The following is a 20074-nucleotide window of genomic DNA, read 5'->3' as shown; positions in this document are numbered from 1 at the left end:
CGAGCGACTGGTCGACGCCCACGTCTTCGAGGGCGGAGATGACCGCCGCCGCGACGGTGATGGAAGCGGAGTCGCCGTCGACGCCGCCCTGTCCGGCCTGGACGAACTGGATGTGGATGTCCTTCTCGGAGATGTTCTCGTCCGAGAACTTCTTGATGATGGCGGAGACGTTGTCGACGGCCTCCTGCGCCATCTCCTTCAGCTGACCCGTGGCGATGACCTCGCCGGGGCCCTGCGACGGCGTGACCTCGGCCATGACGGGGAGCATGATACCGGAGTCCTCGCCCATGACCGCGAGGCCGTTGACGCGGCCCACCTGGTAGCCGTCGGCCACCTGCAGTTCGTAGTCCTTGCGGCGCTCGATGTAGTCGTCCGCGAGTTGCTGCTCGATGGAGCGACTGCGGCCCTTCGCCTGCAGCACGTGGTCGCGGGTGACCAGGTCGGCGTTCTCCGCGCGAGCGATGTCGCCGGAGACGCGCACCAGCCCACCGAGGTTACGCAGTTCGAGCGTGAGGTGCCCCTTGCGGCCCGCGCGGCGCCGGGCTTCGAGGATGACTTCCTCGATGGCCTCGGAGCTGAAGTCGGGCAGGCGGCCGTCCTTGTTGACCTCCTGCGCGACGAAGCGCGCGTACTTGCGCCGCATCTCGGGGGTGTCCTCGATGGTGTCGTCCATGTACACCTCGTACCCGTAGCCCTTGATACGCGAGCGCAGGGCGGGGTGCATGTTCTCCATCGCGTCGAGGTTCCCGGCGGCGATCATGATGAAGTCCGTCGGGACGGGTTCCGTCTGGACCATCGCGCCCGAGGAGCGCTCGGACTGGCCCGTGATGGAGAACTCGCCCTCCTGGATGGCCGTCATCAGGTGCTGCTGGGAGCGGATGTCGAGCGTGTTTATCTCGTCGATGAACAGCACGCCCTTGTTCGCCTTGTGGATGGCGCCGGGTTCGACCCGGTCGTGACTCGGCGTCTCCATCCCACCGGACTGGAACGGGTCGTGCCGGACGTCGCCGAGCAGTGCGCCGGCGTGCGCGCCCGTCGCGTCCTCGAAGGGCGCCGTCGTCGTGTCGGCGTTGTTCACGATGTGGTTCGGAATCATCGCGTCGCTCCCGCGAGAGCCGTAGCGGAAGGCGAGGTAGATGACACCCGCTGCCAGGATGCCGAGCAGAATCTGCCCGGCGATGATGAGCGAGTAGCCGAGGACGATGGCGATGATGATCCACATGAGGAACGAGCGCATCTGGTTGCGCTTGCGCGCCTCCTCCTTGTGGGCCTCGACTATCTGTTCGCCTTTTCCGGCAGGGACCGTTCGGACCTTGGGGTTGTTCCCGTCGTCGGGGTTGTGGTAGACGAGGACGTCCTGAAGTTCCTCCTTCGGCAGGAGTTCGGACATCGCCTTCGCGAGCATCGATTTGCCCGTCCCCGGCGAGCCGATCATCATCACGTGACGCCGCTGCTTCGCGGCCTTCATGACCACGTCGCGGGCGTGCTCCTGACCGATGACCTGGTCGACGAGTCGGTCGGGGACTTCTATCTCGTTCGTCGAGTCGATCTGAAGTCCACCGAGGAGGTCGTCTTCGTCGACGTCGTCTGCGACGTCGGCGGTGACCTCGACGTCGCTCCCGAGGTCGTCGATAGTCCGTTTATCGTCGGCCCCTTGGTCGGGCCCGGACTCCGGAAACGTCTCGTCGTCCCGTTCGGACGGCGAGTGAGGGGACTCGTCGGGCACGTCGTCCCCCTGTTCCCGGGAGTTTTCGTCGGTATCCATGTCGTTACTCATAGAACTGGTTTCGCTACCTCAAATGAAGGTTGCACGACTGATATACTTTCTCCCCAAATGCGGCTCAGTTACCAAGCCGGCATCCGGTGTATTCCCCCATCGTACACCGCGAATTCGTGGTTTCGCCCGACTCGCCGGGTTTATAAATGCTGCCGGTGAAAAGCGAAGCATGCGGGGGTTCTACATCGGTCGCTTCCAGCCCTACCACAACGGCCACCACCAGATGGTCGAGGAGATAGCCGACGAAGTGGACGAACTCGTCCTCGGAATCGGGTCCGCGGGCGACTCGCACTCGCCGCGAAACCCGTTCACCGCCGGCGAGCGAATCATGATGGTGACGAAGTCCGTCGCCGACTTCGACGTCACGACGTACGCCGTCCCCATCGAAGACCTGGACCGCAACTCGGTCTGGGTGAGTCACGTCCAGAGCATGTCGCCCACGTTCGACGTCGCCTACTCGAACAACCCCCTCGTCATCCAACTGTTCACCGAGGCCGGCGTGGAGGTCAGACAGTCGCCGATGTTCAACCGCGACGTGCTGGAGGGGACCGAACTCCGCGACCGGATGATACACGACAAGGACTGGCGGAGCCTCGTCCCCGGCCCCGTCGAACGCGTCATCGACGAGATAGGCGGCATCGAACGACTCCAACGCGTCTCGGAGACCGACTCGAACGGCGGCGACGCCACCGCCGACCCCTCCTGAGACGGTGGCGACGCCGGTGGACCCGTTCGCCGCGATGAACGTCGTCGGCCTCCTCGCGTTCGCCGTCGCCGGGTCGCTGAAGGCCGCGGACGCCGGACTCGACGCCTTCGGGGTGACCGTCCTCGGCGTGGTGACCGCGCTCGGCGGGGGGACGGCGCGCGACGTCCTCGTCGACCGAATCCCCGCCTCGCTGGCGACGACGGGAGACGTGTCCGTCGCCCTCGTCGGCGTCGCCCTCGCCGTCCTCCTGATTCGCCGCACCCCCGACCACGTCCGCGTCCGCGACACCCCCGCGTTCCTCGTGAGCGACGCCGTCGGCCTCGCCGCCTTCGCCGCCACGGGCGCACTCGTCGGTACCGGGGCCGGACTCGACCCCGTACGGCGTCGTCGTCCTCGCGACGGTGACGGCCGTCGGCGGCGGGTCCCTCGCGGACCTCCTCGTGGGGCGCGTCCCGGTCGTCCTCCGCGAGGACTTCTACGCGACGCCCGCCGTCCTCGGCGGGGTCGCGTTCTGGGCGGTCGGGTCCCTCGGTGGCCCGTCGAGCGTCCAGGCGGGCGTCTGCGCCGGTCTCGTCTTCGCGACGCGGATGCTCGCCCTCCGGTACGACTGGCACCTGCCGCGGATTCGGGTCGAGGGCGGCGGGGGGGAACTGACGCGGTCGCTCGCGGGTCGCGACGATACCAAGACGATGTGAGAAAGAGAGGGAGGTGAGCGGCCGACCGGGTTATCGGCTCACTCGGCGGCGATGACGTCGTCGATGCGGACGATCATCGTCGCGGCCTCGGTGGCGGACTCGACCGCCTCGCGCTTGACCGCGGCGGGGTCGAGGATGCCGTGTTCGACGGGGTCGCCGATTTCGCCGGCGCGACCCGACGAGATGACGCCCGCGACGCCCTCCTTCTCGAAGCGCGCGCGGAGGTCCACGAGAGCGTCGATGGGGTCCATGCCGGTGTTCTCCGCGAGGGTGCGCGGGAGGGCCTCCACGGCGTCCGCGAACGCCTCCACGGCGAGTTGCTTGCGGCCCTCGATGCCCGCCGCCTCGGAGCGGACGTGGTCGGCGATGGCGATTTCGGTCGCGCCCGCGCCGGGGACGACGCCGCCCTTGTCGAGGGCGGCGACGACCACGCCGATGGCGTCCTCGATGGCGCGTTCGAGTTCGTCCACGACGTGTTCGGTGCCGCCGCGGAGGAACAGCGTGACGGCCTTCGACGCCGCGCCGCCCTCGACGAACGTGAGGTCGTCGTCGCCGTACGTCTTCAGCGAGACGGCGTCGGCGTGGCCGAAGTCCGACTCGTCGACGTCGGTGGCGGAGCCGAGGCGCTTAGCGCCCGTCGCGCGGGCGATGGCGCGCGCGTCGGACTGCTTCACGTTCTTGAACGCGAGGACGCCCTCCTTGGCGAGGTAGCCCGCGACGCGGTCCGAGACGGACTTCGTGCAGAACAGGACGTCCACCCCGGCGTCGGCGAACGCCTTCGCGTAGCCGCGGAGTTCGTCGTCCTCGGCCTTGATGGCCGCGTCAAGTTGCTCGACGGAGGTGATGTTGTACTCGGTGTCCACCTCGCCCTTGCGCACGTCGAGTTTGGCGTCGAGGACCGCGACGGTGGCGTCCTCGACGGACCGGGGCATGTTGTCGTTGACGGGGTCCTTGTCGATGACGACGCCCTCGACGAGTTCCGTCGCCGACGAGGACGCGCCCGTGCGAGTCAGGACGCGCACGTCGTCGCTGTCGAACCGGCCGTCGTTCTCCTCGTGGACCATGCGGACCGCCCGCACGACGTGCGTGGCGAGGACGTCGGCGGTCACGTCGCCGGTTCCCTTGCCGGTCATGCTCGACTCGGCGACCTTCTCCAAGAGGTCGTCGTCGAGGGTCGCGTCGAGGACCTGCGCGTCGATGGCCTCCTGCGCGAGGCGGGCCGCCTCGGTGTACCCCTCGACGATGACCGTCGGGTGGAGGTCCTGTTCGAGGAGGTCCTCGGCGTGGACGAGGAGTTCGCCCGTGAGGACGGCCGCGGTGGTCGTGCCGTCACCGACCGCCTCCTCCTGCGTCTCGGCCACTTCGACGATCATCTGCGCGGCGGGGTGTTCGATGTCCATCTCCTCGAGGATGGTCGCACCGTCGTTGGTGATGACGACCGTTCCCGAGGAGTCGACGAGCATCTTGTCCATCCCGCGGGGACCGAGGGTGGTTCGTACCGCATTCGCGACGGCCTTCCCGGCTCGGATGTTCGAGTCCTGCGCGGCCTGACCGTGCGTTCGGGAACTTCCACCGGCGAGGATGTACAGGGGCTGCTGCATTCGTGACGACATGATTGTGAAACCTCACCGCTGTAGACGCAAGCGGTTCTATAAATACGTTTCGCTGAGCGCGTGTCGACAAATCGCACGACAGAACGGGCGTAGCCGTGCTATCTCGTCGCTCACCCCGTACCGAGAGGTAGAATTTGATATAAAAATCTTTGCCTGGCGGACGAGACGGTCACCGGGGCCTCCGAGTCCGGCGCGCGCGTTCTGCAAGCTATTTTATCTCGTGTGAGAACGGTCGAACGATGCTGGAACTGAACCACGGGTTCCGGGTGGTGGACGTACACGCGCGGTTGGACCCCGACAGCGAGGAGGCGGTCGCCACGCGCGGGCGAGAGATAAGCCCCGAACGGTTGGAGCGAGAACTCCACCAGGCGGGCGTCGTCCGCGCCGTCGTCGCGCCGGGGCGGCGACCAGAGGGGGAGGGATACCTCCGCGCGAACAACGCCGTCGCGCGCATGAGCGTCGACCGACCGTTCGTCGCGTTCGCTCGCATCGACGGCCCCCGGGACCCGAGCGGTCGGGCCTCCGCGCGCCTGCGGAACCTCACCGCCTCGCGCGACGAGAGCCACGCCGACCCCGAGGACGTCGAGCAGTACGCCTACGACGACCGGTTCCACGGGTTCACCCTCGCGCCCGCCGTCGACGGCCTCCCCGACGAGGAGACGATAACCCAACTGGAGAACGTCGGCCTGCCCGTCGTCGTCCACGCCGGCGACGCGTTCACGCCGGACGACGCCGTCGAGACGCTTCTCGGCCGCGAGTTCCCCGTCGTCCTCGCGGGGTTCGGCGGCTACCCGCTGAACCGCGACCTGATGAACCGGAGCATCGACCTGTTGGACGAGTACGACGACCTCTACCTCGACACGAGTTTCGTCCGCTTCCGCGGCGTGATGGAGCGCGCACTCCTGGAGCATCCCGACAGGGTCATGTTCGGGAGCGGAGCGCCCGAGTCACACCCCACGTCGGCGTGATGGAACTCCTGACGCTGGACGTGAGCGAGGACGTGATGCGGCGGGCCTTCTCGAAGAACGCCGCGCGGCTAGTGCCGGAACTCGCGCCCGGCGAGCAGTGAGCGAGAACGAGGTGCGGCGTCAGCGCCAGTCGTACGTGGCGACGGCGCGGTCGGCCCGTTTCGAACGGCCGTGGGGGTTCCGCGTGGGCGACTGGTCTCTGGCGCGGGCGACGAGTCCGTCCGAGATGCCGGTCGCCATCCCCGCGAGGACGTCCCGTCCCGTCCCGAGCCACCCCGTCGGCGTCGTGTCGCCGCGGACGACGTCGCGGGCGGCGGAGACGGCGTCCGTGCGGGCGTGTCGGAGCGTCCGCCGCACGACGGTCGGTCGGAACCCGTAGTTCTTCGCCAGTCGGTAGCCGAGGGCGCGGTACTTCCACCCCCAGTCGCGTTCCGTCACGCCGCCGTCGGCCTCGTACTCCGTCCGCACGCTCATCTCCGGGCGCCACGTCACGTCGTAACCCGCGCCCGCGAGGCGGTGCGCCGCGTCGCGCGCGCCGCCCGTCTGAGGTACTCGTCGAAGCCGTCGAGTTCGTCGAGGGCGTCGCGGTGGAAGGCGACGTTGCCGCCGTTGAAGTAGGTCACGTCGCGGCCGCAGATGGTCCGCCGTTCGAGCGTCTCGGTGGTCATCCCGGCGCGGAGCGTCTGGTGCGACGGGCCGGTGACGACGGCGGCCTCCTCCAGTCCGTCGGTCACGCCGTCGAGCCACCGGTCTTCGACCGCGACGTCGTAGCGGACGAAGGCGATTGCGTCGCCCGAGGCGGCCTGAATCCCGGCGTTTCGAGAGACGTTCAGCGTTCGGTCCGAGAGTTCGACGAGGACGTCCACGTCGTCTCGGTCCCGTACCATCCCGGTAGTGCCGTCCGCCGACGGCCCGTTGACGACGACGACTTCGGCGTCGGGGGCGGCCTCGGCTAGGGCGTCGAGGTTGGCCGCGAGTCGGTCCCGACCGTTGAGCGTCGGGACCACTACCGAGAGGTCCATACCCGCAGATATCCACGGAGAACCTTAAATGTCGTCGCTCGCGACGGGCCGTGCAACGGGTTGACAGCGTCCGACCGCGTCGGGGTCGAAGTCAGTCGCCGGAGCCGACGGACGCGGCCCAGTACGACACCGACGCGAGTCGTTCGCCGACGGCGGTGTCGCCGACGGAGGTGTCGAATCCGCGCAGTTCGCCCGCGATGCCGTTCGGAATCTTCCGGTACAACCCGTACGGGATGACGAAGTCGTGCGTCGCGTCGGTGAGTTCGAGGTTGGCGTCGCGGAGGAGGTCGTCCACCTCCGATTCGCCGTAGAGACGCGACCCCATCGGGAGCAACCAGTTGTAGACGACGCGCGCACTCGTGTCGTTGAACGTGTCGAAGAACACCACGTCCTTCGAGACGCGCGCCATCTCCGCGAGGAACTTCGCCGGCGTGTCCGCGAGGTGGAAGAACCGCATCGCAAACACCGCGTCGAAGTGGTCGTCGGGGAACGGCAGGCGCGCCGCGTCGCCGCGGAGGAACTCGACGTTGTCCGCGACGCCCGCCTGTCTCGCCTTCTCGCGCCCCTGCAGCATCATCGCCCGCGAGATGTCGAGGCCGACGACGTCGGCGCCGCGTTCGGCGAGCATGACTGTAAAGCGACCCGTTCCGCAGGCGATTTCGAGAATCTCCTTGTCTTCGACGGGTCCGACCGCGTCGAGGACCGCCTGCTTCTCCCGGTGGTCGATGAGTCGGCCGCCGCGAGAGAACCGCTTCGAGTCGTACTCTTGGGCGACGTCGTCCGCCTGGTACCACTCCTTTCCTTTCACACTACACCGTACTGCACACCCACGGACTAAAACCGTACTGGATGCGGTCCGACGGTCGCCGCGCACCGACGCCAATCGCGAGACGGTGGGGTCGACGACGACGTGGTGTGACGGCGGGGCGGACCCGACTAGCCGTTGGTGACGACGGTGTCGGCGGGGATGCGGACGATGACCCGCGCGCCCGACTCCTCGCCGTGGTGCGGATACTCCTCGACGTCCATGTACTTCTGGGCGAGTTTGTCGATGTGGGCGACGGCTCCCTCGTCTATCAACTCCGCCTCGCCGCGGACGGAGACGTACCGGTACGGGTCGTCGGGGTCCGTCACGGAGACGCCGACTCGGGGGTTCCGTTCGACGTTCCGAACCTTCTGTCGGCCGCGTGCGCTGTTGAGGAGGACGTACTCGCCGTTCTCGTGGTCCACCCACACCGGCGTGACGTGCGGCGTCCCGTCGGGCATGACCGTGGCGAAGTGGGCGAACGACTCCTTCTCGAAGATGTCGTGGTGGGATTCCGGAATCACGTCTCGCGTCTCGCGGGGCGGCGACAAAAGGGGTTCGTCGGTCGACATTATATGGCCTTGTTTGTGTTTAATGTGTCTGGATTGTTTTGACACACTTGTAGCCAACCTTTACCAAGACCGACGTAATCTCCTGTGGTATGAGCACCAGTACCGCAGAGATGAACCGTGAGGACCCCCTCTCGGAGGGCGAATACCGCGAGCGACTCCGCGAACTGCCTCCGAGCGCGAAACTCGTCGCCAAAGTGCTGGAGGGCGACGCACCGCTCTCGCAGGGGGAACTCGCCGAGGAGTCACTGCTCCCCGACCGCACCGTTCGTTACGCGCTCAATCGACTCGAAGAGTCCGAACTCGTCAGTTCGCGCTACAGTTTCAAGGACGCGCGCAAGCAGGTCTACTTCCTCAACACGTAGACCGCGTGGCACACGGCGGGCTCTGACCAAGCCGCTCGCTGTCGTCCACGGCAGTACCGTTTTCTCGAACCCACGCCAATCCGGAGTCGTGACTCCGCTCAGACGCGTCTCCGTCCCCGTCGTCACCCGTGCGCCCACGGGCGCGACGAACGCCTACCTCGTCGGCACCGAGGGCGCACTCCTCGTCGACCCGGCGAGTCGGACCGACGAACTGGACGAACTGGTCGCCGAAGCGAACGTCGAACACGTCGCCGTCACGCACACGCACCCCGACCACACCGGGGCCGTCGCGGCCTACGCCGCGGAGACTGGCGCGACGGTGTGGTGTCGCCGCGGCCGCGAGGCGCGGTTCGCCGCGGAGACGGGCGTCGAACCCGACCGGACGTTCGCCGAGGGCGACACGATACCCGTCGGTGACGCGCGCCGCCGAGTCGCGTCGGCGGCCGCGGGACGGCGGCCGGCGGCGTGACCGTCCTCGACACGCCCGGCCACGCGGCCGACCACGTCGCGTTCGAGGGCGACTTCGGCGTCCTCTGCGGTGACCTCGCCGTCGCCGAGGGGAGCGTCGTCGGCGGCGCGCCCGAGGGGAGCGTCCGCGCGTACCTCGTCTCCCTGCGTCGCCTCCACGCCCGGAATCCCGACGCCATGCACCCCGGACACGGCCCCGCCATCGACGACCCGCGCGCGACGTGCGAGCGCCTGATTCGACACCGCATCGACCGCGAACGGCGCGTGCTCGCCGCCGTGACCGACGGCGCCCGGGACGTTGAGTCGATACTCGACGCCGCCTACGAGAAGGACCTCACCGGCGTCCGGGACCTCGCCCGCGCGACGGTCCTCGCTCACGTGGAGAAACTCGCCACCGAGGGGCGCGTCCGCCACGACGCGGCGACGGGCCGCGTCATCCCTCACTAAGCGAGCGCTTTTGCCGCCGCGCGGCCAAGCGCGGACGTGAGCCAGAGCCCGACGCTGGAGGAGGAACTCGAACGCGCCCGCGACCTCTCCGTCTCCGACCTCGCGGACGCCATCGAGTCCATCGGCTTCGAGTGCACTCGCTGCGGTGCCTGCTGTACGGGCCACGGCCCCGAAGCGGACCGGGAACCGCACACGGCGACCGTGTTCCCCGACGAGGTGCGGGAGCTACAGGCCGCGACGGCGGACCACGCCGGTGACGAGACGGGTGACGCCGGCGACGAGACGGACGGCGCGGGGAGGGACGAGGACGCCCCCGCCGACGCGTCGACGGAGTGGCGCGACGTCGCCCGTCCGATGCCGTACGGCCTCACCGACGGCGACGACGGCCCGGAGGGCGAGACGTTCGAGTGGGCGCTTCAGACGGACGCCTGCGGCGACTGCGTCTTCTACGAGGAGACCGAGACGGACGGCGAGACGACCGGCGCCTGCTCCGTCCACGCGGACCGCCCCCTCATCTGCGAGACGTATCCCTTCAGCGTCGCCCTCGACGGCACGAGCCAACCGATGGGCGAGGCCGTGGACAGCGTGACCCTGCCGGCGCGAGGGGACGCCGACGAGGCCGGCGACGCGGCCGAGACGGTCCGCGCGCACGAGTGTGAGGGCCTCGGCCGCGACATCTCCCGGGCCGACGCCGAGGAACTCGCGGCGGCGCTGAAGGAACGGGCGGTCCGGGAACTGACGGAGGCCGTCGCGTCCGCGACGCGTACGAACCCGTCCGGCCGGGCCCGGGCGAGGTGGTCGTCCACGACTCCGAGGGCGCCAAGCGCCCGGACGGGACGAGCGTGGACGACTGAGGGGGCTCGAACACCCGACCGCGGCGGTACACATTTAACAGTTCCGCGTGACCTTCGCGTGGAGGTCTACACGGTGGAAATCTCAGATAAACTCCTGTGTCTGTTCAACACCGACGTGCGCGCGGAGGACGACCGGTACGTGGTCGAGATTCCGAAGCGCGAAGTCGAATCCGGGACCGTCGAACCCGGCGAAACGTATCGCGTCGCTCTCATCTCTCGCGAGGCAATCGAGGAGGCCGAATCGTCCGAGTCGAGTAGCACGTCGACGCCCTCGTCCGAACCGCAACCGCCGGTCGAGGTGGGCGAACTCCGCTACGTCGAGATAGAGGACATCGGCAAGCAGGGCGACGGCATCGCACGCGTCGAACGCGGGTACGTCATCATCGTCCCCGGCGCGGAGGTGGGCGACCGCGTGAAGATAGAGGTCACCGAGGTCAAGTCCAACTTCGCCGTCGGCGAAGTCATCGAAGAGGACTTCTAAACCCACCTTTTTGCTGACTCGGGTCGCGCGGAGCGCGACCGCTCGCCGCAAAAAGCTGGACCAAAAAGTTCCCGCGCCTCGTTCGCGCTCGCTCACTCGGCGCGGTACAGAGACGTCTCACCGCCCGGCGCTTCTCTGCGTTCGACGCACGCCGACCCCTCGGTCGCCGCGACGACGGACGACGCGCCGCGTGCGTCGGTACCGAACACGGTTTTATTGTCTTTCAGACGACAGCTTCCGGTATGAGCCCTCCACTCTCCGCTGGCACCGGCGGAACGCTCGCCAGATACACGCCCGACAGTCGGACGTGGCGGCGTCGCGTCGCCGTCGTCGCGGCGGTCACGGCACCGCTGGCGGCCTACGCCGCACTCGCCATCATCTCCGGCGTGAAGTCCGGCATCGTGTACAATCTTCTCATCGCGGTGTTTGGGCTCCTCGCGCTGACGCTCCCCGCGGTAGCGGTGGCCGCACTGCTCGCGCCCGACTCCGAATCGGCCCGCGCGACGCCCTCGCGCGACGCCGACTCGGTGGAGACGCTCAAGCGGCGGTACGCCGCCGGCGAGATCGGCGACGAGGAGTTCGAGCGACGGCTGGACGCCCTCGTCGAGACCGAGCGTCCGAGCGAGGGCGCGACGCGCGGAACGCGGTCGAATCGCGGTCGGACGCGGGCGTCCGGAGAAGTCGAGTCGTCCCGTCGGTAGCGCGGACGCCGGTTCGGCCGGGGGAGCGAGCGGGCGCGTTCAGTCCGCCCGCGGTTCCACCGGATAGCTCCCGGTGAGTTTCGAGAGGTCCACGTCGGCGGCCGTCACCTCGTCCGCGGAGGCGTACGGCCGGTTGACGACGATGTCGCCCGCGGTGCGCTTGCCGATGCCCGGGATGGCCGTCAGTTCGTCCATGCTGGCCTCGTTGGGGTCCAGCGGATGCGGGACGCCGGTGACCGAGCGGTAGCCGTGGTCCACGACGGCCACGTCGATGGTCCGCCCGAGTTCGCGTTCGCCCGGGATGCCGACGAGGAGGGGGTACGTCCCCAACTGCCGGCCGAACGTGCGCCCGTCCTGGTGGTACTCCAGGTGGACGTTCGGGAGGACGGTTCCGAGGGGGGCGACGCGCTTCAGCATCGGTCGGTCTATCTCCTCGCGGACCTCCCGCTTGTACTCCTGGAACAGTTGCTTGTGGTTCTCGGCGATGTTCGCGCCCTCCTCCGCCATCTCGGTGCCCTCGAACGCCATCACCTGCCGGATGTTGATGCGGCGGACCATCAGACCGGCGTCGTAGACGCGGTGCAGGAAGCGCTTGTTGTGCGCGAACGTCTCCTCGCGTTCGCCCTTCAGTCCGTGCAGGAGGTTGATGCCCGGGAGGAGTTTCGGCAGGCGGTTCGAGCGTCCGCGCCGTGCGTCGGCGCGTCCGCGGGGTCCTCGCCCGGCCGCCACCCGGCCTCCTCGTTCACGATTTTCACCGCCTCGAAGCACTCGTCGGCGGTGACGTTGAGCGTGTTCTGCTCCTGCACCACCGGGTCGGCCGACTCCAGGCCGAACGCCGCGGTGTCGCCCGGCGTGTTGTGCTCGGCGATGATGCGGATGCACTCGCGGGACTTCTCGGGCCACTCCACCACCGTGATGGGGTTCATGTTGTCGAGGTGGAGCGTCTCCAGGTCGGGCGCCACCTCGCGAATCCCCCGGTACAGTCGGCGGAGGGCGTCGGGGTTCGGCGCCTCGCCGTCGCCGCCGAACGCGAGGATGTCTGCCTGCCGGCCGAGGCGGAAGTGCTTCGCCCCCCTATTCGAGAGGTTCTCCACCTCCTTGACGACCGACTCGGCCGACCGGAACGCGGGGTTGCCGTACATCGGTTCCGTGCAGAACGAACACCGGTACGCACAGCCCCGGGACGTCTCCATCTCGCAGATGAGGTAGTCGGGGTGGTTCGGGTGCTGTTCGACGACGAACGCCCCCTTGGCGGCCCAGCGGTCCAGTTCCTCGTTGTCGCGGTAGCGGTTGTCGAACCCCTCCAGACCGCTGTCGACGAGGTCGTACGCCGCCGCCTCCACGTCGGCCATCGCGAGGTAGTCGTAGTCGAGGTTCTGCCGCGTCATCTCCTGTGCGCCGGCGTTCTCCTCGCCGACGCCGAAGCGGATTGGGCCGCCCATGACGCTGACGCCGTCGGCGGTCCAGGCGAGTTCGCGCACCTCGTCCGGTTCGGCCGGCGTGCCGCCGACGTACTTCCCGGGGACGGTCATCCCGCCGATGTAGAGCAGCAGGTCCGCGTCGGCCACGTCGGCCCACTTCTGTCTGTCGTCGCGGAGTTCGTCGATGGTGTGGTAGGTGACGTTCTCCTCGGGGACGCCGGCGTCGACGAGGGCACCGGCCGTAAAGCGGGGGTACGTCGAGATGTACGGCGGCACGCCGAAGTGCGCCGGTTCGTCGACGTACCCGTCCACGAGCGTCACGGACAGGTCGGCCGGGTCGGTCATGGACGACAGAAGTAGGCGGACGGGTAAAACGGTGACTACCTCGGAGCGGGCGACTCCGGGGGCGAGCCTCGACCCATACGGGCCGCTCGAATGGAAGACGTTTCGGCTCTGGTCCGTTACAAAGGATTAATTCTTCGTTCAAGACTAGGCGGTGGTATGGGGTCGCCTGTACTCACAGCCGCATACGAGGCCGGTATCACACAGTTCGCCGTGCCGATCCTCGGCGTCGAACTGGGGCAAGGGGAGATAACCGCGATCGGTATCCTCCTGATTCTGCTGCTCCTCATGGGGTCGGGGTTCTTCTCCTCGTCGGAGATCGCGCTGTTCTCGCTGCCGACGCACCAGATAGACGCGATGGTCGAGCGGGGCGAACGCGGTGCGCAGGCGGTCAAGACCCTCAAAGAGGACCCCCACCGGTTGCTCGTGACGATTCTCGTCGGCAACAACATGGTCAACATCACGATGTCCTCCATCTCGACGACCCTCGTCGGCTTCTACTTCGACCCGGGGACCGCGGTCCTCGTCTCGTCGTTCGGCATCACCTCGATGGTCCTGATATTCGGCGAGAGCGCCCCGAAGTCCTACGCCGTCGAGAACACCGAACTGCACGCACGGCGCGTCGCCCGAGGACTGCGCATCGTCGAAAAGGTGCTGTGGCCGCTCATCACCCTGTTCTACTACCTGACGACGTTCATAAACAAGCTCACCGGCGGCGGGGCGTCCATCGAGTCGTCGTACGTCAGCCGCGAGGAGATTCGGAACATGATAAAGACGGGCGAACGCGAGGGCATCCTCAACGAGGAGGAACGCCAGATGCTCCAGCGCACCCTGCGGTTCACCGACGCCTCCGCCAAGGAGGTGATGACCCCTCGCCTCGACATGGCGGCCATCCCCACGGACCTGACCGTCGACGCGGCCATCAGGGAGTGTATCCAGTCCGGGCACGCCCGGCTGCCGGCCTACGACGGGTCGCTCGACAACGTGGTCGGCGTCTTCGACATCCGCGACCTGCAGGAGTCCGACTACGGCTCCTTCGACGACCTCGAGGTGGCGGACGTGGTCAGTCCGACGCTCCACGTCCCCGAGTCGAAGAACGTCGACGAACTCCTCTCGGAGATGCGCGAGAACCGCCTGCACATGGTCATCGTCATCGACGAGTTCGGCGCCACCGAGGGCCTCATCACGCTCGAAGACGTGCTCGAGGAGATCGTCGGCGAGATACTGGTGGGCGACGAGGAGCATCCCATCGAGTTCGTCGACGACGACACCGCCGTCGTGGACGGGTCGGTCAACGTCGACGCGGTCAACGAGGCCCTCGACATCGTCCTGCCGGAGGGAGAGGAGTTCGAGACCATCGCGGGCTTCCTGTTCAACCGCGCGGGCCGCCTCGTCGAACAGAACGAGGCGTTCGACTACGAGAACGTGACGCTGCGGGCCGAGCAGGTGGAGAACACCCGCATCCAGAAGGTCCGCGTGACCGTCGACCGCCCCAGCGCGGAGGCCGTCGAAGCGGAGTCACCGGACGGCGAGGACGACACCGACTGACCGGCGGCGTCGCCGAGAGAGGCGTGCACTCCACGCCGGTCACGGCCACGACAGTCCCGGAACCGAAGCGCCCGTCGCGGAGGCGGTCACTCGGGTCGGGTCGGTCCGGCGAAGATGTGCCCCTCGCGCCGCCACGCCGTCCCGTCGGGACTGAGTCGCCCCGCGTCGCGGGTGTGGTGCCACGCCGCCACCGCGGCGACGACGGCGTCGAGGGCGTCACCGTCGGCGTCGTCGACGGCCGCGGTCCGAACGTCGGGGGCGACGGTCACCGTGCCCGGGGCCGTCGCCCCCGCCGATTCGAGGGCGTCCAGATTCGCCGCGCGCCGCCGTCGGCCCGCCGCGTCGGCCGTCTTGTAGCGTTCGCGGTGCCCGCCGAGGCGTTCGAGCGTCGCCGCGGGGTAGGCTTCGAGCACCCACGGCGTCGCTGGGTCCGGGGCGTGCATCGGCAGGACGCGGACCGACCCGTCCGTCACGAGGGGTTTCAGCACGTCGCGGACCCCGTAGAACGTCTGGGCCTTCACGAAGAAGTGGTACGGCGAGGTGGCGCCGACCCGACGGTCCGTCTCGCGGCGGTAGTACGTCCGGTCGCCGTCTCGGTCGGCGGCCACCGACCCAGCCCAGTCGGCGAACGCGCTCGGGTCCGCGAAGCCGTCCGGGAACCAGCGGACGAACGCGTCCCAGTCGGCCACGTGGGCCGCGTCGAGCAGGAACGCCGGGAGACCGAAGGAGAAGTCCAGACCGAACGCGGCCCGGGGCCCCGCCTCGGCGACGAACGACCGGAGGGCGGGCAGGACCGACTCGCGGGCGGCGTCCGTCCCCAGTCGCGACGGTGCCGCGGCGACGGACTCGACCCGGAGGGCGTCGCCGTCGGCCGTCGCTTCGGCGAGGTACGTCGAGTCGCCGGCGCGGCGCGCGCCGCTGAAGTCGACGCCGTAGACGGTGGTCGGCGGGTGGAACGCGGTCACGCCCGAGTGGGAGGACGGGACGGAGAAAGCGCTCACGGTTCCTCCCACCCGGTCGTCGCCGACCCCGCGTCAGTCCCGTCGTCACCGGCGGGCCGTCAGTCCTGCCGTCATCGGGGGACGTATCCCGGGCCACGTCCCTCAGAGACGTATGAGCGACGAGGAGCCGACGGTGACCGTCCGTCCTGCCGAGCCGGCGGACGCGAGCGCGATACGGGACATCTATGCCCCGTTCGTTCGCGAGACGCCCGTCACGTTCGCCACCGAGGTACCGTCAGTCGACGCGATGCGGGGGAAGATACGCCGCAAACTGTCGGCCGACGCCTACCCGTGGTACGTCGCGACGCTGAAGACGGACGCCGCCGACCGGCGCGTCGTCGGCTACGCCTACGGCGGGTCGCTCCGCGAACGCGACGCCTACCAGTGGGCCGTCGAGACGTCCGTCTACGTGGACCCGGCCGTCCAGCGAGGCGGCGTCGGGAGCGCGCTGTACGGCCGCCTGTTCGAGACGCTCCGCGAACAGGGCTACGTCGCCGCCTACGCCGCCCTCGCGACGCCGAACCCCGAGAGCGCGGCGTTCCACGAGGCGGTGGGCTTCGACCACCTCGGCCGCTTCCCGGCCGCGGGGTTCAAACTCGGCGCGTGGCACGACATCGAGTGGTACCGAAGGCCCCTTCGCGAGGCGCCCGCCGACCCCGACCCGCCGCGTCCCGTCTCGGCCGCCGACCCCGCGTTCGGCGACGACTGAACGCCGCGAAGACCGAACTACCGCGGCGAGGTGGGCCGAAGCCCGCGTGTTTATCATCGTGGGAGAACAACGTACGACCATGCCTGCGACCCTCGAAGTGAAGTGTACGGATTCGGACTGCGAGTTGGACATGTTCGAGATGCACTACACGTACGACATGCCGGACGACGTGAGCGTCGAGGACTTCGCCTGTCCGTACTGCCGAGGGACCGACTGCCTCGAAGCCATCGAACTGTAATCATGAGCGGACTCAAAGAGTTCGGCGAATCCGCCGCACGGAGCGTCCTCGAACGCATCGGCCGCGGCGTCAGCCGCGTGCAGGAACGAAAGCCCCTGCCGTACGACCTGTTGGAGAGCGACGACGCCTACCTCGTCGTCTTCGACGCGCCCGGGGTCCAGCGAAGCGACGTGCAGGTTCGCTTCCTCGACGGCGAGGTGCAGGTCCGAATCGACCGCTTCCGCGACTTCCACGAGGGGTTCGAGATGCGCTTCCCGGGTCGCGGCCTGTCGCTCGACGGGAGCGCGGAACTCCCCGACGACGCCGCCGTCGACGCCCGCGGCGCGACGGCGACGCTGGGCGCCAACGGGACGCTCCGCGTCGAGATACCGAAGGACGAACAGGCGCGAAACGTCGAAGTCACCGACGAGGACGAGACGACCGACGTGGGGGTCGAGGCGACGAGTTCCGCGACGGACATCGACGCGACGGACTCGGGGGTCGAGTCGACCGACTCGACCGACGCGGACGAGGACGCCGCCGGCAGCGAGGGCGAACACGACGGACACGACGAACACGGGACGGCCGAGACGGACGGCGAACACGACGCCGCCGACGGCGAGGACGACGACGAAAACGACGCCGGACTGGACCGGTAACGCCGCTCACTCGACGGCCATCCCCTCCACCACCTCGAACTCTTCTGACCCGTCGAACCTGCGCGGGTCGAACGCCTCCGGCAACGCGTCGCCGCCGAGCATCGCCGCCGCGACCGCCTCTCCGGCGCCGGCGACCACATGAAGCCGTGGCCGTGCCACCCGGTCGCCACGTAGACGCCGTCGGCGACGGCGCCGAGCAACGGCTTTCGGTCGGGCGTCGCGGTGCAGAGACCGGCCCACGCCCGCGCCACGTCGGCGTCGTACCCCGCCCGCGCTTCGAGGACGGCCGTCGCGTCCGCCACGAACCAGTCGTCGCCCGCGCGGTCCCACGCGTCGGGGTCGGCCGCCACCGTCTCCGTCCCGTCGCCCGCGAGGAGGCCCTCGGGGTGCGGCCGGAAGTACGCGCCCTCGGTGGCGTCGTAGCAGATGGGGCCGTCGTACCGGCGTCTGCTGACGAGTGCCTGCACGCGGTAGGGTTTCGTGGCGAGGGGGACGCCCGCGTCGGCGAGCATCCGTCCCGTGTGCGCGCCCGCCGCGACGAGGACGGCGTCGTAGCGTTCGGTGACCGCGCCGTCGCGGACGACGCCCGGCGGGTCGGTGCGGACGCCGACTTCGGTATCGGTGCGAATCTCGACGCCCGCCTCCCGGGTGCGGGCGGCCGTCGCGGCGACGTACGACGCCGGGTCGGTCCACATCGCGCCGGCGGCGACGGCGGCGGTGCCCACGTCGTCGGTGTGGAGGGCGTCGCCGAACCGGTCGCTGAGGCCGTCGCCGTCCGTCGTCGTCACGTCGCGGCCGTGGACGCGCATCCGCGCGGCCGTCTCGGCGATGGCGTCGCCGGTTCGCTCGTCCGACTCGTGCGCGAGGAAGACGTACGGGCACGGCGTGACGGAGAAGCCGCGTTCGCCGTCGAACGGCGGAACCGGGCGAGGGCGCGGGCGCCCATCCGCGCGTCCACGTCCTCAGCGTAGGTGTCGTAGAGGACGCCCGCCGCGCGGCCCGACGACCCCGCGCCCACGTCGCCGCGTTCGTACACCGTCACCGACGCGCCCGCCGTCGCGAGGTCCGCCGCCGCCGTCAGACCCACCGCGCCCGCGCCGACGACGGCGACTCGTCTGCCCGACCCGTCGGGCACGTCGAACGGCCGGGCGAGTTCGTCGTCGACGCCGCCGTCGCCGGACGCCGTGTCGCGTTCGCGGCCCGTCATCGGTGTTCGGGGGGCAGGAGCGACTCGAACGGCCGGTCGGCGAGCCACTCGACCAGCGTCTCCAACTCGTCGGTCGCCGCCTCGAACAGTCGCTCGCCCGCCTCGACGGACGCGCGGGTTGGTCGGCCGACGGCACCGCTGTCGGTGAAGTCGGCGGTGTCGTACGGGAGCGACGCCCCCGCCACGTCGACGCCCCACGCGTCGGCCCCGCGGTCCTCGGCGTCCGCGAGGGCGCCCTCGCGGACCAACTCCTCGGCGACGGCGTACACCATGCTCGTCTCCACCTCGTCGGCGTGGCCGATGCCGTCGGTGCCGAACAGGTCCTCGGTCAGGTCCGCGAGGTTCGACCACCAGTTCCACGGGACGGCGAACGCCGTCTCCGCGCGTCGCAGGCGGCGGGCGGCGCGGTGCAGGGCGTCGTCGTTCCCGCCGTGCCCGTTGACGACGACGGCCTTTCGGACCCCGTGGCCGGCGAGACTCTCCACCGTCTCCGCGACGTAGTCGGCGAACGTCTCCGGCGAGACGGCGAGGGTGCCGTGGAACTGCCGGTGGTGCGCGCTCACGCCGACCGGAATCGGCGGCAGGACGACCACGTCCGACCGGTCCACCGCGTCGGCGACGGCGCGGGCGGCGAGGTAGTCCGTACCCAACGGGAGGGCGGGCCCGTGCTGCTCTATCGCGCCCGTCGGCAGGAGGGCGACGGCGGCGGCGTCGAGTCTGTCCGCCGCGGTGGTCGTCGTGTGTTCGTGGAGGTGTGTCGAGTCGTCCCGTGACATATCCGTGGGTCGTCGGGACGGCACTTATATGGACGAGCCGAGGCGGTCGGTCCGCGACGCGCGCCGACGTGAGAACCGGTAGCGGAATGCTACATTCTGCGGAAAATACTTGTTCGCGTGCCGAAACGCACGAGCGTGACTGGACCGACGAGGCGGCGAGTACTGGTCGCTCTGGCGGGAGCCTTCGGCGTCGGTGTCGGCGGCGTCGCCGTCGCCGAACTCGCTCCGACGCCCGTGGCGCGACTCGCCCCCGCCGCCGTCTCCGACGGCCACTTCGTCTCCGACGCCGACGGTCCGAAGACGGCGGCGTTCGCCGTCGGCCGTCGGACGCCGATAGACGACGGTCTGCGAGACGGCCCGCACGCGGTGTTCGTCGCCAACGGGTTCGACGCGACCCGCGAGATATCGGTCGCGCTGTCCCGACGCCGGTTCGGGTCGTGGCGGAGTGTCACCTCGCGGACGTTCGAACTCGACCCGGGACGCCGCGTCGCCTACCGACTCGACGACCCCGGCCGCTACCGGTTCAGCCTCGCGGCGGACGGCGTCGGCGGACCGTCGACGTCGACCGGTCGGCGTTCGACTGCAACGACTCGACCACCGCGGCCGTCGTTCGGCCCGACGGCGTGGCGTCGGAACTGCGGTCGACGACGCTCGGTTGTTCGTGGTGACGGCGCGGAGTGCCGTTCTCGACGCGCGGCGCCGCTACTCAGCGAACTCCGCCGG

The 20074-nt window shown here is 69.3% G+C and carries 15 protein-coding genes and 7 pseudogenes; 13 read left to right on the top strand and 9 right to left on the bottom strand.

The genetic code is table 11. The features are described from left to right. A partial coding sequence (gene lonB / locus GJ632_RS07905) for an ATP-dependent protease LonB (RefSeq protein ID WP_191452618.1) occupies positions 1–1777 on the bottom strand: 1777 nt, incomplete at its 3' end. A gap of 169 nt (positions 1778–1946) precedes the next feature. On the opposite strand from lonB, the gene GJ632_RS07900 reads away from it, so the two are divergent. After that, positions 1947–2483 carry a nicotinamide-nucleotide adenylyltransferase gene (locus GJ632_RS07900; RefSeq protein WP_191452617.1) on the top strand — a complete coding sequence of 179 codons (537 nt, stop codon included), beginning with the start codon at positions 1947–1949 and terminating at the stop codon, positions 2481–2483. Positions 2484–2517: 34 nt separating this feature from the next. Further along, a pseudogene (locus GJ632_RS07895) lies at positions 2518–3178 on the top strand (trimeric intracellular cation channel family protein). Positions 3179–3216: 38 nt separating this feature from the next. Here GJ632_RS07895 and thsA read toward each other — a convergent pair. Next, a complete protein-coding gene (gene thsA, locus GJ632_RS07890; protein WP_191452620.1) occupies positions 3217–4779 on the bottom strand; it encodes a thermosome subunit alpha in 1563 nt (520 codons plus the stop codon). 251 nt (positions 4780–5030) lie between these two features. Here thsA and GJ632_RS07885 point away from each other — a divergent pair. Then, positions 5031–5860 (top strand): annotated as a pseudogene (locus GJ632_RS07885) (amidohydrolase family protein). 19 nt (positions 5861–5879) lie between these two features. Here GJ632_RS07885 and GJ632_RS07880 read toward each other — a convergent pair. From GJ632_RS07880 to GJ632_RS07870, 3 genes and pseudogenes are all read right to left on the bottom strand, one after another. Then, positions 5880–6781, bottom strand: a pseudogene (locus GJ632_RS07880) (glycosyltransferase family 2 protein). A 91-nt stretch (positions 6782–6872) separates the two neighbouring features. Next, positions 6873–7589, bottom strand: coding sequence for a class I SAM-dependent methyltransferase (locus tag GJ632_RS07875; protein WP_089805183.1), 717 nt, complete (start codon positions 7587–7589; stop codon positions 6873–6875). A 128-nt stretch (positions 7590–7717) separates the two neighbouring features. Next, complete coding sequence (locus tag GJ632_RS07870) at positions 7718–8110, bottom strand: PPOX class F420-dependent oxidoreductase (RefSeq protein ID WP_343161087.1); 393 nt, start codon at positions 8108–8110, stop codon at positions 7718–7720. A gap of 137 nt (positions 8111–8247) precedes the next feature. On the opposite strand from GJ632_RS07870, the gene GJ632_RS07865 reads away from it, so the two are divergent. The 5 genes and pseudogenes from GJ632_RS07865 (at position 8248) to GJ632_RS22020 (ending at position 11471) form a co-directional block, all read left to right on the top strand. Continuing rightward, complete coding sequence (locus GJ632_RS07865) at positions 8248–8520, top strand: helix-turn-helix domain-containing protein (protein WP_089805181.1); 273 nt, start codon at positions 8248–8250, stop codon at positions 8518–8520. Between the two features lie 88 nt (positions 8521–8608). Further along, a pseudogene (locus tag GJ632_RS07860) lies at positions 8609–9435 on the top strand (MBL fold metallo-hydrolase). A gap of 36 nt (positions 9436–9471) precedes the next feature. Beyond that, a pseudogene (locus GJ632_RS07855) lies at positions 9472–10289 on the top strand (YkgJ family cysteine cluster protein). A 58-nt stretch (positions 10290–10347) separates the two neighbouring features. Continuing rightward, a complete protein-coding gene (locus GJ632_RS07850; protein ID WP_394351787.1) occupies positions 10348–10770 on the top strand; it encodes a TRAM domain-containing protein in 423 nt (140 codons plus the stop codon). Positions 10771–11012: 242 nt separating this feature from the next. Further along, complete coding sequence (locus GJ632_RS22020) at positions 11013–11471, top strand: SHOCT domain-containing protein (protein ID WP_197427935.1); 459 nt, start codon at positions 11013–11015, stop codon at positions 11469–11471. Between the two features lie 39 nt (positions 11472–11510). Here the strand turns inward: GJ632_RS22020 and GJ632_RS07840 are convergent. Then, a pseudogene (locus tag GJ632_RS07840) lies at positions 11511–13237 on the bottom strand (radical SAM protein). Between the two features lie 156 nt (positions 13238–13393). Here GJ632_RS07840 and GJ632_RS07835 point away from each other — a divergent pair. Beyond that, complete coding sequence (locus GJ632_RS07835; protein ID WP_191452615.1) at positions 13394–14782, top strand: hemolysin family protein; 1389 nt, start codon at positions 13394–13396, stop codon at positions 14780–14782. A gap of 86 nt (positions 14783–14868) precedes the next feature. Here the strand turns inward: GJ632_RS07835 and GJ632_RS07830 are convergent, their stop codons facing one another. Then, positions 14869–15747: a DUF429 domain-containing protein gene (locus GJ632_RS07830; protein ID WP_191452614.1), complete on the bottom strand. Its 879-nt coding sequence runs from the start codon at positions 15745–15747 to the stop codon at positions 14869–14871. A 148-nt stretch (positions 15748–15895) separates the two neighbouring features. Between GJ632_RS07830 and GJ632_RS07825 the strand changes: the two genes are divergently transcribed. From GJ632_RS07825 to GJ632_RS07820, 3 genes are all read left to right on the top strand, one after another. Continuing rightward, entirely contained in the window at positions 15896–16492 is a 597-nt protein-coding gene (locus GJ632_RS07825; protein ID WP_191452613.1) for a GNAT family N-acetyltransferase, read from the top strand. Positions 16493–16571: 79 nt separating this feature from the next. After that, on the top strand, positions 16572–16730 hold the full coding sequence (locus GJ632_RS22015; RefSeq protein ID WP_177232534.1) for a hypothetical protein: 159 nt from the start codon (positions 16572–16574) through the stop codon (positions 16728–16730). A 2-nt stretch (positions 16731–16732) separates the two neighbouring features. Further along, positions 16733–17368 (top strand): Hsp20/alpha crystallin family protein, encoded by a 636-nt coding sequence (locus GJ632_RS07820; RefSeq protein ID WP_191452612.1) that lies wholly within the window; start codon positions 16733–16735, stop codon positions 17366–17368. 6 nt (positions 17369–17374) lie between these two features. On the opposite strand, the pseudogene GJ632_RS07815 reads toward GJ632_RS07820, so the two are convergent. Together GJ632_RS07815 and GJ632_RS07810 are read right to left on the bottom strand one after the other, a co-directional pair. Next, positions 17375–18575: pseudogene (locus GJ632_RS07815) on the bottom strand (NAD(P)/FAD-dependent oxidoreductase). Continuing rightward, the gene (locus GJ632_RS07810) at positions 18572–19351 is read right to left on the bottom strand and encodes a creatininase family protein (protein WP_191452611.1); all 780 of its coding nucleotides are present in this window, start codon (positions 19349–19351) and stop codon (positions 18572–18574) included. The pseudogene GJ632_RS07815 and the gene GJ632_RS07810 overlap by 4 nt, the downstream one beginning before the upstream one ends. 135 nt (positions 19352–19486) lie before the next feature. Here GJ632_RS07810 and GJ632_RS07805 point away from each other — a divergent pair. After that, a partial coding sequence (locus GJ632_RS07805) for a hypothetical protein (RefSeq protein ID WP_191452610.1) occupies positions 19487–20074 on the top strand: 588 nt, incomplete at its 3' end.

The organism is Halogeometricum sp. CBA1124 (genome assembly GCF_009741955.1).
Classification (GTDB): domain Archaea; phylum Halobacteriota; class Halobacteria; order Halobacteriales; family Haloferacaceae; genus Halogeometricum; species Halogeometricum rufum.
This window is presented reverse-complemented; position numbering and strand designations above follow the sequence as displayed.